Annotated in this window: 16 protein-coding genes and 2 pseudogenes; 9 read left to right on the top strand and 9 right to left on the bottom strand. The window is 42.0% G+C overall.

Annotation, left to right across the window (positions count from 1 at the left end; genetic code table 11):
• Positions 1–17: 17 nt before the first annotated feature.
• The 3 genes from KNP76_RS08790 to KNP76_RS08780 all read right to left on the bottom strand — a co-directional run bounded on the left by KNP76_RS08790 (position 18) and on the right by KNP76_RS08780 (position 1,224).
• On the bottom strand, positions 18–242 hold the full coding sequence (locus KNP76_RS08790; RefSeq protein WP_012390467.1) for a hypothetical protein: 225 nt from the start codon (positions 240–242) through the stop codon (positions 18–20).
• Positions 243–254: 12 nt separating this feature from the next.
• Positions 255–437 (bottom strand): hypothetical protein, encoded by a 183-nt coding sequence (locus tag KNP76_RS08785; RefSeq protein ID WP_024127793.1) that lies wholly within the window; start codon positions 435–437, stop codon positions 255–257.
• A gap of 298 nt (positions 438–735) precedes the next feature.
• Positions 736–1,224, bottom strand: a complete 489-nt coding sequence (locus tag KNP76_RS08780; RefSeq protein WP_024127794.1) for a helix-turn-helix domain-containing protein — start codon at positions 1,222–1,224, stop codon at positions 736–738.
• A 366-nt stretch (positions 1,225–1,590) separates the two neighbouring features.
• Here KNP76_RS08780 and KNP76_RS08775 point away from each other — a divergent pair, with 366 nt between their 5' ends.
• Positions 1,591–1,782, top strand: coding sequence for a helix-turn-helix domain-containing protein (locus KNP76_RS08775; RefSeq protein WP_214844223.1), 192 nt, complete (start codon positions 1,591–1,593; stop codon positions 1,780–1,782).
• 170 nt (positions 1,783–1,952) lie between these two features.
• Here the strand turns inward: KNP76_RS08775 and KNP76_RS08770 are convergent, their stop codons facing one another.
• The 5 genes from KNP76_RS08770 to KNP76_RS08755 form a co-directional block, all read right to left on the bottom strand.
• A complete protein-coding gene (locus tag KNP76_RS08770) occupies positions 1,953–2,861 on the bottom strand; it encodes an Mph(B) family macrolide 2'-phosphotransferase (protein WP_214844221.1) in 909 nt (302 codons plus the stop codon).
• A 29-nt stretch (positions 2,862–2,890) separates the two neighbouring features.
• Positions 2,891–3,730: an alpha/beta fold macrolide esterase gene (gene mle, locus KNP76_RS08765; protein ID WP_214844219.1), complete on the bottom strand. Its 840-nt coding sequence runs from the start codon at positions 3,728–3,730 to the stop codon at positions 2,891–2,893.
• A 53-nt stretch (positions 3,731–3,783) separates the two neighbouring features.
• Positions 3,784–4,206, bottom strand: coding sequence for a TetR/AcrR family transcriptional regulator (locus KNP76_RS08760; RefSeq protein WP_251137407.1), 423 nt, complete (start codon positions 4,204–4,206; stop codon positions 3,784–3,786).
• A gap of 44 nt (positions 4,207–4,250) precedes the next feature.
• Positions 4,251–4,382 carry a hypothetical protein gene (locus KNP76_RS15955; protein ID WP_256440943.1) on the bottom strand — a complete coding sequence of 44 codons (132 nt, stop codon included), beginning with the start codon at positions 4,380–4,382 and terminating at the stop codon, positions 4,251–4,253.
• A 337-nt stretch (positions 4,383–4,719) separates the two neighbouring features.
• Positions 4,720–5,019 (bottom strand): hypothetical protein, encoded by a 300-nt coding sequence (locus KNP76_RS08755; RefSeq protein ID WP_214844217.1) that lies wholly within the window; start codon positions 5,017–5,019, stop codon positions 4,720–4,722.
• Between the two features lie 268 nt (positions 5,020–5,287).
• Here KNP76_RS08755 and KNP76_RS08750 point away from each other — a divergent pair, with 268 nt between their 5' ends.
• From KNP76_RS08750 to KNP76_RS08740, 4 genes and pseudogenes are all read left to right on the top strand, one after another.
• Positions 5,288–6,313, top strand: a complete 1,026-nt coding sequence (locus KNP76_RS08750; protein WP_214844215.1) for a tyrosine-type recombinase/integrase — start codon at positions 5,288–5,290, stop codon at positions 6,311–6,313.
• A 409-nt stretch (positions 6,314–6,722) separates the two neighbouring features.
• Positions 6,723–7,331, top strand: coding sequence for a hypothetical protein (locus KNP76_RS08745; protein ID WP_214844213.1), 609 nt, complete (start codon positions 6,723–6,725; stop codon positions 7,329–7,331).
• Between the two features lie 438 nt (positions 7,332–7,769).
• A pseudogene (locus KNP76_RS15850) lies at positions 7,770–7,975 on the top strand (hypothetical protein); the annotation flags it as partial.
• A pseudogene (locus KNP76_RS08740) lies at positions 7,976–8,179 on the top strand (transposase); the annotation flags it as partial.
• Between the two features lie 897 nt (positions 8,180–9,076).
• On the opposite strand, the gene KNP76_RS08735 reads toward KNP76_RS08740, so the two are convergent.
• Positions 9,077–9,802, bottom strand: coding sequence for an N-acetylmuramoyl-L-alanine amidase (locus KNP76_RS08735; protein ID WP_371816198.1), 726 nt, complete (start codon positions 9,800–9,802; stop codon positions 9,077–9,079).
• An 84-nt stretch (positions 9,803–9,886) separates the two neighbouring features.
• On the opposite strand from KNP76_RS08735, the gene KNP76_RS16050 reads away from it, so the two are divergent.
• The 4 genes from KNP76_RS16050 to KNP76_RS08715 all read left to right on the top strand — a co-directional run bounded on the left by KNP76_RS16050 (position 9,887) and on the right by KNP76_RS08715 (position 13,570).
• Positions 9,887–10,354, top strand: coding sequence for a transposase family protein (locus KNP76_RS16050; protein WP_214844207.1), 468 nt, complete (start codon positions 9,887–9,889; stop codon positions 10,352–10,354).
• Positions 10,281–11,456, top strand: a complete 1,176-nt coding sequence (locus KNP76_RS08725; protein ID WP_114166341.1) for an ISL3 family transposase — start codon at positions 10,281–10,283, stop codon at positions 11,454–11,456. Before KNP76_RS16050 ends, KNP76_RS08725 begins: the two co-directional genes overlap by 74 nt.
• Before the next feature lie 201 nt (positions 11,457–11,657).
• Positions 11,658–13,199 carry an IS21 family transposase gene (gene istA / locus KNP76_RS08720; protein WP_214844283.1) on the top strand — a complete coding sequence of 514 codons (1,542 nt, stop codon included), beginning with the start codon at positions 11,658–11,660 and terminating at the stop codon, positions 13,197–13,199.
• Positions 13,196–13,570, top strand: coding sequence for an ATP-binding protein (locus KNP76_RS08715; RefSeq protein ID WP_214844200.1), 375 nt, complete (start codon positions 13,196–13,198; stop codon positions 13,568–13,570). The genes istA and KNP76_RS08715 overlap by 4 nt, the downstream gene beginning before the upstream one ends.
• Positions 13,571–13,656 lie beyond the last annotated feature (86 nt).

Genomic DNA, 13,656 nt, shown 5'->3' with positions numbered 1-13,656 from the left:
CGCTGCGTAAATGTGCATTAGAATTTGATATTCTGGTCGACCATTTCGGCGAGCGTGAACGCACCCATGACGATGATCAGACCGACGGCGCCCCCGACAAGCCAGCCGACGGCTTTCGAGCGGCCACGATCCCCGCCGAAGATGAAGTAGAAGCCTCCGATCGCGAAGGCGATGGCCGCGGCGATAACCGCGAGTCCCTGAAAGAACTGAAGCAAGCTGAGCCCTGTCTCATTGAGTCCCATGTCGTTCCCTCCTTAGTCCTGGTGCGTCGGCGACTTGAAGCTGAGCTTCGCCTCGAGCGCCTCCAAAATGAGTTCCTGGTTGTCCTGGATGACCTGTTGATGTTGTTCGTCGAGCCATTCCTCGTAGTCCTTCCCACGGATGCGTAAGAGTTTCTCGGCGAAGCTACGGTTCTGTTTCTGTTCTTTTGATGCCACAGTACACACTTCCTTCCCTTGATCTCGTGATGTGCAGCAGCACATCATTAAGGACAGTCGGATTCGGTGCGGTGGGTTTCTAGCCGTTCTCCCACGAACTCCGCTCCTCATGAATCTAAGGAGCTGTACAGGGTTTTTCGATGACCCGGAACGATGCGGTGACCTTGTGGCGAGTTTTAGGCGACTCTCGCCGAACCATCTGTGCGTAGATCCCGCCCACCCGGTCACTGGTGAGGGACACGCCGGTATGTGATTGGATTAGACCATCCTTAAGGATGTGCTGCTACGTCGATGTCGATTACTGTCGGACTCTTTTTCGCTTCTTGACATGGATGAGCTCGTCATCCGGGTTCTTGCGCTTAGCGAGCACGTGGGCGTCACAGACGACCGTACGGATCCGATAGTAGAGTTGCGTCAACTGGACCGCCTCACCGCTCCCTTTCTCGATGCCGATGAAGCCATGTAGCTCATAGGTCTTCCCGTCGAACGTGCGGACCGAGTCGGCCTGTGGCAGTTCCTTCAGGTCGAACCGACGTCGTTCGAGCTTGGTGACGGACCGCTTCGACCCGTATCCGAAGTCGATGGCGTCCCAAGGGACTGTTGCGAGTGTGTGCCCGAATGCGCGGGCCAGGTGATCGATGTCGGCGATCGACGGCACCGAGCGGTTCTGTTCATACTGACTGATGGCGGGCTGTGAGATCTCTCCAAACGTCTTCTCTGATAGTTCGACCTGTGACCAGCCCGAGAGCCGGCGGTTCTCCTTCAACCACTCCCCGAATCGATACATGAGCTTTCCCCTTTCTGTAAACCAGAGCGGCGACCAAACAGATGTTTCCTTTTGTTGGTTTCAATATAACAGGGTTAGGAATAAAAATCATCAGTTTTCTGATATGTCAGAAATCTTACAGTTGACGATTACTGTCGAATCCGCTCTGTGTAAAGGTTTATAGGCAACAGTAACTCAATATTTTTAGTTTTGTAGCACAATTGTAAAAAAATAACGCTTTGAGTATAGAAAATAATGACAATTATTTTGATTTCAAGAGATTATGATAGGGTAGAGGAATAGAAGAGTTCGTAAAGAATAAAGATGAAGAGAGTACTTTGATCGTGGGGTGAGCAAGTGGAATTGAACGAGGCAATCATCGAGCGAATGAAAGAGCTCGCAGCAGAGCGCAACATGACGATCCATCAAGTCATTCAAAGGGGTGGGTTGAACCAAGCGACGATTTCCGAATTGATGAACGGACGGACAAAGCATCCAAAAGTAAGTACGATACAAAAATTCTGTAGTGGTTTAAATATTTCATTAAACGATTTTTTTGACAGTAACAAATTCAATTAATTTGAATATATACTCGTGAGTTATGTAATGGATGTATAATTTAAAAATTGTTAATTTCATTTAAAAAAGGGCTTTAAGAATCATAACAAACAGATCCTTAAAGCCCTTTATCTAGGGGTTGAATTTATAATTTTTCAGCCCGGGGATTCCTTTGCCAAATAGTATACAGCTTAAACATCGTCTATTTCCAATGCCTTTTTCGCCATTTGAACATATTCTTCAACACCAGATACTATTGCAAACTCAGCAATTGAAACCGGATATGCAGCGACCAGTTCAATAATATGCTCTTTCATTTTAGGCCAGTAATAACCCCCAGCTTCTTTATAAGCAATTATCAGAGCTTCTAATCCTTCTTCTCCAAAAGCCTTGTAGTTGAAAACAAAGTCATTTGAAATATCTGTTACCTTAGCTTCAGTCCAGTCGATCAATCCAGTCACATTAGCCTCTTCATCAATCATGGTATGTCCGGCATGAACATCTCCATGAATCAGTCCAGTTTTCTTTGGCCACATTTCATCATCATTAACCCACGACTGCCATCTATTCCATAATTTCTCACCTACACCGAATTTTGTTTTTATATCATTCATACGTTGCTTCATTGATTTTCTCGCTTCTTCAGGGGTTTGCACTATTAGTCCAAATTCTGCAGCTTTATCACTAGGTATGCTATGAAGCTCTGCTAACACTCTTCCAAGAGACATGTGAAATGATGGTGGAACGTTGTTAATATCTATCTCCCAAACATAATTTCCGATATTATGATCAATGGTTCCTGCTGGCACACCATCTAACTTCTTGTATGCTATTAGCTCATCTGTGTATATAATCCAGTTTGGCGCCTGGAAATATTTAACATACTGATTAACCAAATCTAATGCTTGTTTTTCTACCTTTGTTCTAGGCATAACATCTTCACGCCTAGGCAATCTAAGAACCCAATCTACTCCACTTTCATCTAGAGCATATACAACTTGAAAATCAAGTCCGGATTCATTAAACTGCATTGTTTCTTCCTTTAGAATAAGATTATGTTTTTTAGCTATTTCTATAACTTGTTTCATATTTTTACTCATTCAAATCACTCCTGACTAAAACTTTTTATTCATAAATTTGTTGCATGCTTTGATATAGCATTAATAATTTCATCCCAATCATTATGGTGAAGCTCATGCCCTGTACCCTCTAAGGTAACCAATACTGCATTTGGTATCACTTCGGAAAGATAAATTCCATGCTCGTAGGGAATAATAGCGTCTTCTGTTCCATGAATCACCAATGTAGGAGCATTGATTTCATTGGTTCTAGACAAATACGAACCCAAGCCTTTAATAAATCCATGATTCTCCATACTCTGCAAATTACTAGCTCTATCAAATTCTTCTTCATTCAGTCTCCTAATCTTCTCTTCATTAAATATATGTTTTGATCCTATAAGAACTTTGCTTTTTTTGATAAAACACTCTACTACTTCATCTTTGTCTTGCCAGTTTCTGATTTTTAGCTCACTTAAGGCCTTAGTTACTTTATTATCTTTTTTGGGAAGACTAGAATCGAAATTTGATGTCATAATTAATGATATATTAAGAACCCTGCTTGGATGTTTAAGTGCTATTATCTGCGTAATTATGCCACCCATAGACATGCCAACTATGTGGGCCTTATCAACCTTATAGGCATCTAGAACTTGGATTGCATCATCAGCCAAATCCTCAAAGGTATACTCTGGATGGCCATATTCGTAAGTAATTGACTTGCCTACATCTCTATTGTCATATCGTATAATGTGAAATCCTTGGTTACTTAGCCTCTTACAAAACTCTTCTTCCCAATAAATCATTGATGCAGTAGCTCCCATAATTAACAAGATCGTTGGATTATTAATTTCTCCAAAACTTTCAGTACAGATATGAACATCATTAAAACGAATTATTTTTTCTGTCATAACTTATCACCACTTTTCTGCTTTCTGTCGATAATATCTTTACCTATATTTAATTAAGTTCGAATAATTTGATTAGCAGCAGCTTCAAATAATAAATCTCTAACCCTTACATAGTTATATTGCTGTAAATCTCTTTTTTGAGAACCTATTAGTAAAGCAGCCCTTAAAACTCCAGCTATAACGTTTGGATCTTCATCAATAATCTCTTTAGAGTCTTGTCGTGTCTTAATAAATTCCATTAGTGGAACAATACTTCTCAGACTTTCAGAACCGATGTATTGTGGATTTAGTTTTCTTGATACGATATTGTATTCTTGCAGGTCATAAATCAGCCTTTGGGTTAATATTTTTGATTCCAATTCCATTGACATTTTATTTAAATATGTCTTTATAGCTGTATATATATCCTTAGCTACCATAACCTCTGCCCAAACCTGTTTCTCAATTTGTTCTCCTTCACGTGCTAGTAATTCCATATATAGCATTTCTTTTGATTCGCAAAATATATAAAAAGAACTCTTTAAATTCCAACTGATGAAGTAATATCTTCAATAGAAGTACTTTTAAAGCCCTTATCTATAAAAAATCGATAGGCTACTTCAATCAATTCTTCTCGAATTCTTTCTTTTTCTAACTCTGTAAATTTTGCCATAACCTAAACCCCATCCTTACTTTATAAATATAAAAACAAAAAATTTATTTGTTTTTATATTAACATTCATACAAAATTACGTCACTTTAAACTTTATTTTTCTCAAAATATAAAGAAGCCGACTCAGATCATTGATCCTAGTCAGCCAGCTAACCTCATATTATCCTCAATCACACTATATCTTCGTTCCATTAATAAAACAGATAATTATTTTCTCCATTTTAAAACTTCCGTAATATCAGATACTATTTCCTTAGTTGCAATTTTTGTTTCATAGTTGTTCGAGAGTTGTATATCATGCTTTTAGTCATCAACGTTGATTGATTCGTGTTCCTTTTTAGTTAAATATTTTTATAGTATTACTGTCTAATCTATCTACTAGCGTGTGATTGGTTTCGAAGGGATCATCAAAGGAGTACTTCAAGCTTACAATTCTGTTAATTAGAGCTTCATATGACTCATTCATTTTTCCTACTGCAAACTCAAGATCATCCATCTTCAAACCTGAATAATAATCAAGTTCTTCCACAAACTTTTTAAAGTTTGTATCTTCAAACACATGTGATTTGAACTCTTGACTTTTATCAATATTTTTCATCAAGAAAAACTGGAAAAAGCATGAAGATTTAAATTTCACAGTAATATCTAAATCGATTTTTTCTGAACATTTATTAATAGATTTTTTTAAACAATTTCGCATTGTTAACTTGTGATAATATAGGATTATCACAAGTATTAGTAATCTAATTGTATTTACATATATATATGTAATACATTTTTTATGATTTATTTATCTTGTTACACATGTATTTTGGATATAAATACATGTGTACTTCATATTTTAATCGTATATTTCAAAAAAGACGAAGATTTATTTGTAATTAGGAACGGAAAGAGGGAGAGGCATGGAAATCGAGAAAAAACAGCACGCGTTCGAGGTAGCATTACAAAAACTAACCGGAGCGAACCCGAAACTGGCCGAAGCCTTAAAGAAGGACCACATTGATCTCGAGACCTTGAGTGATGTCGAGGTCATTGAATTGTTCTGGGCGACAGAACTGTTCCCAATCTATGCGGACAAGAGCCCGCACACGCGACGCGCATATAAGCTAGACCTTGAGTTCGTCCTGAGTTTTGTGATAACGAAGACAGACGGACTAAAACATCTAACCGTGCTCGACATCCATCGCTATCTATTCGAGGTGAACGAACAGTATGCCCCACGCACGGCCCAGCGGAAGAACCACATGTTAAAACGTCTCCTGACCTACCTCTACGTCAACCAGTATCATCTACATAATCTGGCCTTCCACGTTAAGAACCAGCAGCGCCCTAAGTTGCTTCGACGTGAAGTCGACTTCGACGAAATTGAGCGGATTGCCGAGTCGTTCCGCTATACCGTCAAGCGAGCACAAAAAAAGGAACTCATGGAGCTCCGGAACGAGACAATCGGATATTTGTTGTTGACGACGGGCATGCGGGCGGCGGAACTGCTATCAATCAAGTTCACCGACATGAAGCGAAATCAGCATACATCCTACCTCGAGGTGAAGGGGAAACGCGACAAGTGGCGCCGCATCCCACTCACCGAGAAGGCTGCGCATCTCGTGAATCGGCTACAGACGTTGATGATGATTGAGGAGGTCTCGTCCCCTTTCATCGCCTTCAGCACGAAAAAAGCCAATAAGGCGATCACTTATGAGGCCCTACGGCTGATGACCCATCAGGCAGTCGATTATGTCGCGAACGAAGAGAAGACCCCGCCCCACTGGTTCCGACGGGCCTATATCACAAAACTCTTAGCTAATGGCAGTTCATTGGTTGGTGTCATGCAATTAGTAGGCCATAAATCGATAAATACAACAAATGGTTATTTGCAATCATTAAATCAACTTTCCAATATGTCAAAAACCGACTTACCATTTGATTGAAAAACCAAAAGCTATTCATGTATGAACTTCGTTATAGAAAGTGATTAGGATAAAAGACAGCACGATGCCTTTACCGCCCACACTTAATTATAGCATTGAGTATCATTAATTATATATGATAGTCATTCTACGTGATTTCACCTTTAGCTAGCTAATTAAAATAAAGATGTATGTTATGGGTTTTTATATGAAGATAAGTTGTTTTCATAAATAACAGAACTATGTTACTTTCAAATAAGATTTAATTTTAAATCTAAAGAGACGAACTTTTCTTAAGAAAATAACTTAATCCTAATGCAACAAATCTAAATAACAAAACATATTTATATTTAGCACATTTTATTAGATTCCAGAAAAATTGACTATAAGTAATGGTAAAGATAACGACATGAAAAGAAGGAGAATATTGATGATTATTAAATATCAATTGACTTATGAGGACATTCTCGCACTACAAAAGGATTATTTAAATAAAACAAGGTCTCGTCCACAAAAAAAGACCACCTTAATCATCGCAACAATTTTCATTGTATATTGGATTGGGTTATTCCTTGCTTCACTTCTATTTAAACCGACTTCTTCGACAAGTTCATTTTATGACATCCTCCCTATCTTCGGAGCATTTGGAGGTGTTTTATTTATTGTATTGATGATGCCAGCTATAAGCAAAATTTCTGATTTTGTGAGGCTCATAATTTATAGGTTCGTATTAAAAAAAGACAATCGCTTTCCACGAGATTTAACTTTGCACTTCCAAGAAACCGGAATAGAAATCCATTCAACCCATAATCAAAGTAAAAAAATCACTAATATTACATGGGAATCTATTGAACGATTGGGTAACGATGAAACTCGTCTGTTTTTATATTATCTTGAATCTAAAGAGGGCGTAATCATCCCGATTAGTGACGCTAGAATAAGTGAGGTTGAGAAACAAAAGCTTCGGGACCTGCTCAATCAATACTTATCATCTGATATAATCGCCGCAAACAATAGACACGGACAATTCTTAAGTTGATTCTTTAATTATTAGCAAGTAATTTATTTGAAGCTCGAATTTAAGTTGATGCGGGCAGCAAAAATCCATAGCTTATTACAATTGATAATATAAATGGCTTGAAACTTAAACGCTGAATAAAACTCCACTTGTCTTTCAAATCGCATAAATAAAAGTACTTTTCTACTAACCACTTCATAAAATTTGGACTTGAAGCTTTTATGGAGTGGTTTGAAGATTGAACATTTAAAAAAACTTCTAGCTCCGGATTAGTGAACACGCTTTAATTAAGAAAAAACGATGGGTAAAAACTATTTTACTTCAGCTTGTTGACTAACCTCAATCGAATCGCTCGTCCGATGGCCGAAGAAAAAGCCCCGATATGTTCTTCAAACCGATGAAAACGGGAAACGGTAGGTATGGACCGTCACCGCCTCCGAACAGGAAGGGGAATCAATCATGTACCGAGCCCACATCGCCAAACGTCATGAACCGATCCACACCGCGGCCTCTTTGGACCAGTTGGTCCCGAAAGACCACCTTGTCCGAAAGATCGACCGCCATGTCGACTTCTCCATCGTCCATCGTCTGTCAAGATCATCCTCCTCGGCCCATTGTTCAACATCCGGTCCGTCCGCCAGACCATCAAGGAGATCGAGACGAACCGTCGGATCATCACGCGCCATTTGGACGAGCCGTTCCTCGAAGCGGTGAACAGAAATCGATTGACCGCCTCCGGTCAATACCTATACCGTCTCCGGCCACAGACCGTGGAGCGCTCGTTCGCTGACGCGAAGGAGCTTCATGGGCTCCGTTTCACGTTCTACCGTGGCCGTGAGGCGGTCCAGCGCGCCAACTTGTTGGCCTAGAGAGAACGTATACATACCATTTTTTCAATCTTGTGCCGGGCAGAGCGCCTCAAGCTCATCGAACCTAAAAAAAGACGAACCAATTCGCGAAAAGCGAATTGGTTCGTCAACAGCCTGGAATAAAAACTATTTTACCTTAAATAGATTCAGGCCCGATTATGCATGTGTAAGTGATGAAAAAGATAATCTTTGATATAATTCATAGGGCTATATTTACTACCTACACAAAAAAGACCAATTCAACATGCTACATAAAACCATGAAAACAAAATATCATGATGAGCTGACAAAGATCAAAAAGCTTATCAAATAGAGCAAACGTCTTTAAAGTAAGAACAATAAACTAATACATTGGTTAAAGAGAAGAATAAATGCTGTATTATCTCCAACGAAAATTCGAGGCTTTTATGCTCGGGCTATACTTGTGTGCCTAATGCCATGCCCTTCGATCTCTTTAACGAAAAATCTGTATATTATCGAGTGGTAAACCTAGTAAACATTGAATCGTAACGGATTGATTTTGAATTGTAATTCTAGTTTTTTTATCGTATTCAAGTCTAATCTTATCAATTTTCATTCTTTACTACAATCATCATTCCGATATAAAAACGAAAAAATGTTTGAATGACTAATTTTCTTATAATCAGACATAACACTAAATTCGTCTTCCGTATTCCGCTTTCAAATATGCTCTTTGATTATTGAATATGACTTCCCACCAGCCTTCTACACTTCCGGAAATCTCAAATTTATCTCCCTTCATGGCCTTACTCTTTTTTTGGATTTATCTGTTGTTTTTTCATAAATGTAAGTGAAATTATCTAAATTGTGAATTTCAATAGTGCCCAGAGATTTTATAGAATTTGAGTCGTTGGAATCCATAGAACTTACAGTTACTCAATCAATATGCAATAGTCCTCCAATTTGAAGATTGTGCGGTATAGTTTCTGGATTATTTATCTCCAGTTGTTTTACGGACACATTGTATTTTTGACTGAGAGACCAAAGGGTATCTCCTGGAACAATTTTGTGCGTTCGATTCATTGTTTTGGTTGTTTGTAATGCAGTAGTAGTATTAAGAACAAGGCTGTAATGCTTAGCAATTGCATCTGCTACAAGAGCGCCTGCAGTCCTCAGCTTATCCTTATTGCGAAGAACCTGAATATCGGTAGTAGAATCCATAAATCCGCCTTCAATAAGAACAGCTGGCATGTGATGATGGTTAATAACATGCCAGTTTGTGTGTTTAATCCCCCTATCTTTAAGACCATACCCTTTAACAAGAGCTGGATGAACCGCATTAGCAAGAGCCAATGAAGCCGTACTTGGATTTTCTTTTGTAAATGTCTCTGTCCCTCCATGTGAGCCCCACACACCTAAATAAGCATTATGATGAAATGAGATGTATGCTTTACCTCCGAGCCTCACCGCCTTGTTAACTCGTTCTGCTAACGGAACATCGACAACGCCTGTTCTATCGTCTACTCTTTCGACTTTGGCGTCTTTATATTGAATCATTCGCGTTTCAAACCCACTAGCAATTTCATTATTAAACATCCATTCTCTTTCTCCGTCTGGTGATCTTTTACCTGGAGTGTTAATAGCATGACCCGCATCTGCGATAAATAATACGGTTCTTACGCACTTTAGGTGAGAGTGATATTTTCGCGTTATCGTCGTATAATTGAATAAAAGGTCGTGATTTCAATGGAACGTTTATTGAAGAGACTAGACGAACGATTATCAATACATTCTGTTTTCTATGAGGACAATCAAATCGAGGTGAATGCCCGACTTTCAAGTGTTGGTGCATCCTGTCCCCGATGCGCTTGCTATTCTTTGAGGAGGCACGGGACGTATATCCGAACTTGGATGGACATCCCGGAGGGTGAAACGGCCGTCTCTGTCCGACTATCCATGCCTAAATGGTTTTGTGACAACGATGCCTGCGGTCAAAAGGTTTTCGCGGAGCGACTAGATTGGCTCCCCGTCTATCAAAGACGAAGTGCCCGTTTGGACGCGCAGATACGTTCTCTCGCCTTTTCATTGAGTGCTCTTGAGACAGAGAAAATCTGTTCAGCTTTTGGTATACGGATCAGCCATGACACGGTACTTCGTCTTGTTTATCATACCGAGGTGGATACGGGGATCTCCCCCTTTTGTCGGGATAGATGACTTTGCATTCAAAAAAGGACATTCTTACGGGACCATCATCTGTGATTTGGTCACACACCGTCCGATCGACCTGCTTCCTTCGAGAGAGACCGGTGCCGTCCTGGAATGGCTCGAGCAGAATCCACACGTGAAGCTCGTCTCCAGAGACCGTTTCGCTCCCTACAGGGAGGCAATCAGTCAGGTTTCACGGAACATCACAGAGGTTCTTGATCGTTTTCATCTCCTCAAGAACCTATCGGACCTTTTCAAGAAGATTTGCCACACGTTACTGCCCGGGAGTTTCGGTTTAAAGATAGAAGAATGCGCTCCTGTAATTGCCGTTGCGAACGACGCCGAAGATGACGACAGATGGGATCACCCTTCTTGGCATCGCACCCTAGACGTCAAGAAGGCGTACGAAACCGGGGAGTCGGTCACTTCGATTGCCTATAGGTTCTCCATCAGTCGTCAAACGGTCTACAATGATCTCCGAAGGACAGCACCGATATCACATCACCGGAAACGCTTGCCGAGCGCCTCACGACGCAAAGTGAACCGTTGGATCGACCGGATTCGCCAATTAGATGAATCTCACGCAACCGTCTCCTCGATCCTCTCGTCCATACGACGCGCGGGATATGACGGATCTGCCAGCGCGGTCAGGAAAGTGGTGGAAGAAATACGTCGAGAGCGTAAAGAGACCATCTTCTCCCCATCCGAAACAATCACCAGACAAAGGGCCTTTCACCTTCTTTGGAACTGGGAAATGGATGCGTCGGTCAGGCATCGCAAGACCGTAGACGACACCCTCATACGCTTCCCGGAATTACGCCACTATTTCTGTTTCGTACACTCGTTCAGGGGATGTCTTGAGTCGGGGGACTGGACGATGCTGCAACAACTTGTTCTAACCGAACACGCCAAGGGAGACAGACTGACGTTTCGTTTTACACACCGTCTCATACAGGAACAAGAGGCGTTCCGACATGCTTGCGAGCGCAAAGAGAGTAATGGGCCCGTGGAGGGCCAAGTCAACCGTCTGAAGTTGATCAAGCGAATCATGTACGGTCGGGCGAGTTTTGAACTCTTGAAAAGAAAAGTCATGTACCAAGGGCTTGTCTGAAGCGTAAAATGTATATTTATATAATAAATTCTTTATGTGATAATCAATCCTGGATATCTTCCCTCAAAGTGCGTAAGAACCATAAAATTGACAGTTTTTGCTCGATACGATTTTACACTATTGCCGAAAAATCAGAACAGAACTCCGATAGAGTAGTTGAGGCTATTTTATCTGGAGGGAATGGATTTGGAGGAAAAGTTAGTGCTACACATCAAGATTCATCAAATGTATCAGCAAAACATGAAAGTGGCTCAAATCGCCACAGCACTGAAGGTATCGAGACCGACGGTATATAAGTACCTGAAGATGACATATGAAGATGCCCTACATGAATTTGACGAGAAAGCCTGTTCACGAAAGAAGAAGCTCGATGCCTACCGAGACTGGATCATTGCATGGTTGGAGGAGTATCCGCATTTGAGCAGCGCACAAGTCCATGACTGGTTACTTGAAAGATATCCCGACCTCTCGGTCGGATCGAGCACGGTCAGGACATACGTGAAGGAAATCCGAGAAATCTATCAGATCGAAAAGAAAAGGATTGTCCGCCATTACGAGGCCATCCCAGAACAACCGATGGGCAAGCAAATACAGGTGGACTGGGGTGAGACCAGACAACGGACTAAAGATGGGAAAATGATAAAGCTTTATTTCATCGCGTTCGTACTTGCGCACTCTCGGATGAAGTATGTCGAATGGAGAGAACGCCCGTTCACCACCAAGGACACCATTCACTGCCATGAAAATGCATTCCAATTCTATGGCGGGCGTCCTTCTGAAATCGTCTATGACCAGGATCACCTCATCGCAATCGACGAGAACGCAGGTGACGTCCTATTGACCAATGAGTTTCAAGCCTACGTGAACGAACGGAAGTTCAGGATCCATTTATGTCGCAGGGCCGACCCGGAGTCGAAGGGGATGATCGAGAACGTCGTGAAGTACATCAAACGGAACTTCGCGGACAGCCGAGTGTACCGGCATATCGAGGATTGGAACGACCGTTCCATGAGATGGTTGGAGAGGACGGGAAATCATAACGTCCATCAGACAACGAAAAAAAGACCAGCTGAAGTGTTCTCCGTCGAAAAACAACACTTACAACCGGTCTTATCGCTACTCTCTTTCGAAAGTATCCGTACCGAAAGTATAGCAAGGAACGTCAGCAAGGACAACACAATCCGTTATCGCTCAAACCGTTACACCGTCCCAACCGGGACCTACTCATCGGTCAAGAAGAAAGTGGTGTTCCTCGAGGTGACCGAACAGGAACGGTTGTTGATTCGCGAATCTCCCGAGGGAGAAGTGATCGCAGACCACCGGGTCAGCAAAGAGAGCGGAAAACTGATTCAAAGGCGCGACCACCTTCGGGATCGTTCCAAAGGAATCGAAGAACTGAAGCAACAGGTCCTCACCTATTTTGAGGACAGAGAGGCGGCGTCCGATTATCTGGGTGAGCTCTCAAAGCGTTACCCGAGATATCGACGTGACCAGTTCAACATCATCAGGGCCGTCGCGACCATGTATCCCAATCACTTAACGATGGCACTGGAAAAGTGTTCGCAAGAGAGTCTGTTCAGCGCCAACGATTTCCGAGACGTGGTCCACTATTTCGCGACCCTCGCGGACGATCGGTGTGATCCAAAACCCGATACCGAACGCCCGAAGAAATCCGGGATACAGGTCGCAACGAGGCCGATCCAAGCCTACACCGACATCCTGAAAGGGGTGACGGCAAAATGAGTCAAAGCGTTTCCGAGTTACAACAGGACTTTCGGCAGCTTCGTCTCGCCGAGACGGCTGACGCCCTCCCACAGATTTTGAGAGAGGCCGAAATGGCCTCCTGGACGTATATCGAATTTCTAAGTGCCATCACGAACCATGAACGCGCCAAACGAGACGCTAAAAGTTTGGAGAGACGAATGAAGTGGGCCCGATTCCCGTTCATTAAATCCCTCTCGGAGTTCAATTTAGAGGAACAGACCGCACTAACCGCCCGACAGCTGAAGCAGTTGAAACAGCTTAACTGGCTCGAACAACAGTACAACCTGATCCTCTTGGGCCCTCCGGGCGTCGGAAAGACGTTTTTGGCTGTGGGCTTGGGAATCGAGTGATTATTGCATTTAAAATGAGCCACTTGTGCATTCTTCTGAGCCACCGAGTGCGGACAACTGAGCCACTCAGTGCGGACACTATACCA

The organism is Exiguobacterium sp. s150 (assembly GCF_018618435.1).
Classification (GTDB): Bacteria; Bacillota; Bacilli; order Exiguobacteriales; family Exiguobacteriaceae; genus Exiguobacterium; species Exiguobacterium alkaliphilum.
This window is presented reverse-complemented; position numbering and strand designations above follow the sequence as displayed.

Bases quoted from the DNA above. Each gene is read 5' to 3' on its own strand.
- KNP76_RS08790 (WP_012390467.1), bottom strand. From the start codon at position 242: ATGGGACTCAATGAGACAGGGCTCAGCTTGCTTCAGTTCTTTCAGGGA.
- KNP76_RS08780 (WP_024127794.1), bottom strand. From the start codon at position 1,224: ATGTATCGATTCGGGGAGTGGTTGAAGGAGAACCGCCGGCTCTCGGGC.
- KNP76_RS08775 (WP_214844223.1), top strand. From the start codon at position 1,591: ATGAAAGAGCTCGCAGCAGAGCGCAACATGACGATCCATCAAGTCATT.
- KNP76_RS08770 (WP_214844221.1), bottom strand. From the start codon at position 2,861: ATGAGTAAAAATATGAAACAAGTTATAGAAATAGCTAAAAAACATAAT.
- mle (WP_214844219.1), bottom strand. From the start codon at position 3,730: ATGACAGAAAAAATAATTCGTTTTAATGATGTTCATATCTGTACTGAA.
- KNP76_RS08760 (WP_251137407.1), bottom strand. From the start codon at position 4,206: ATGGAATTACTAGCACGTGAAGGAGAACAAATTGAGAAACAGGTTTGG.
- KNP76_RS15955 (WP_256440943.1), bottom strand. From the start codon at position 4,382: ATGGCAAAATTTACAGAGTTAGAAAAAGAAAGAATTCGAGAAGAATTG.
- KNP76_RS08750 (WP_214844215.1), top strand. From the start codon at position 5,288: ATGGAAATCGAGAAAAAACAGCACGCGTTCGAGGTAGCATTACAAAAA.
- KNP76_RS08745 (WP_214844213.1), top strand. From the start codon at position 6,723: ATGATTATTAAATATCAATTGACTTATGAGGACATTCTCGCACTACAA.
- KNP76_RS16050 (WP_214844207.1), top strand. From the start codon at position 9,887: ATGGAACGTTTATTGAAGAGACTAGACGAACGATTATCAATACATTCT.
- KNP76_RS08725 (WP_114166341.1), top strand. From the start codon at position 10,281: ATGACACGGTACTTCGTCTTGTTTATCATACCGAGGTGGATACGGGGA.
- KNP76_RS08715 (WP_214844200.1), top strand. From the start codon at position 13,196: ATGAGTCAAAGCGTTTCCGAGTTACAACAGGACTTTCGGCAGCTTCGT.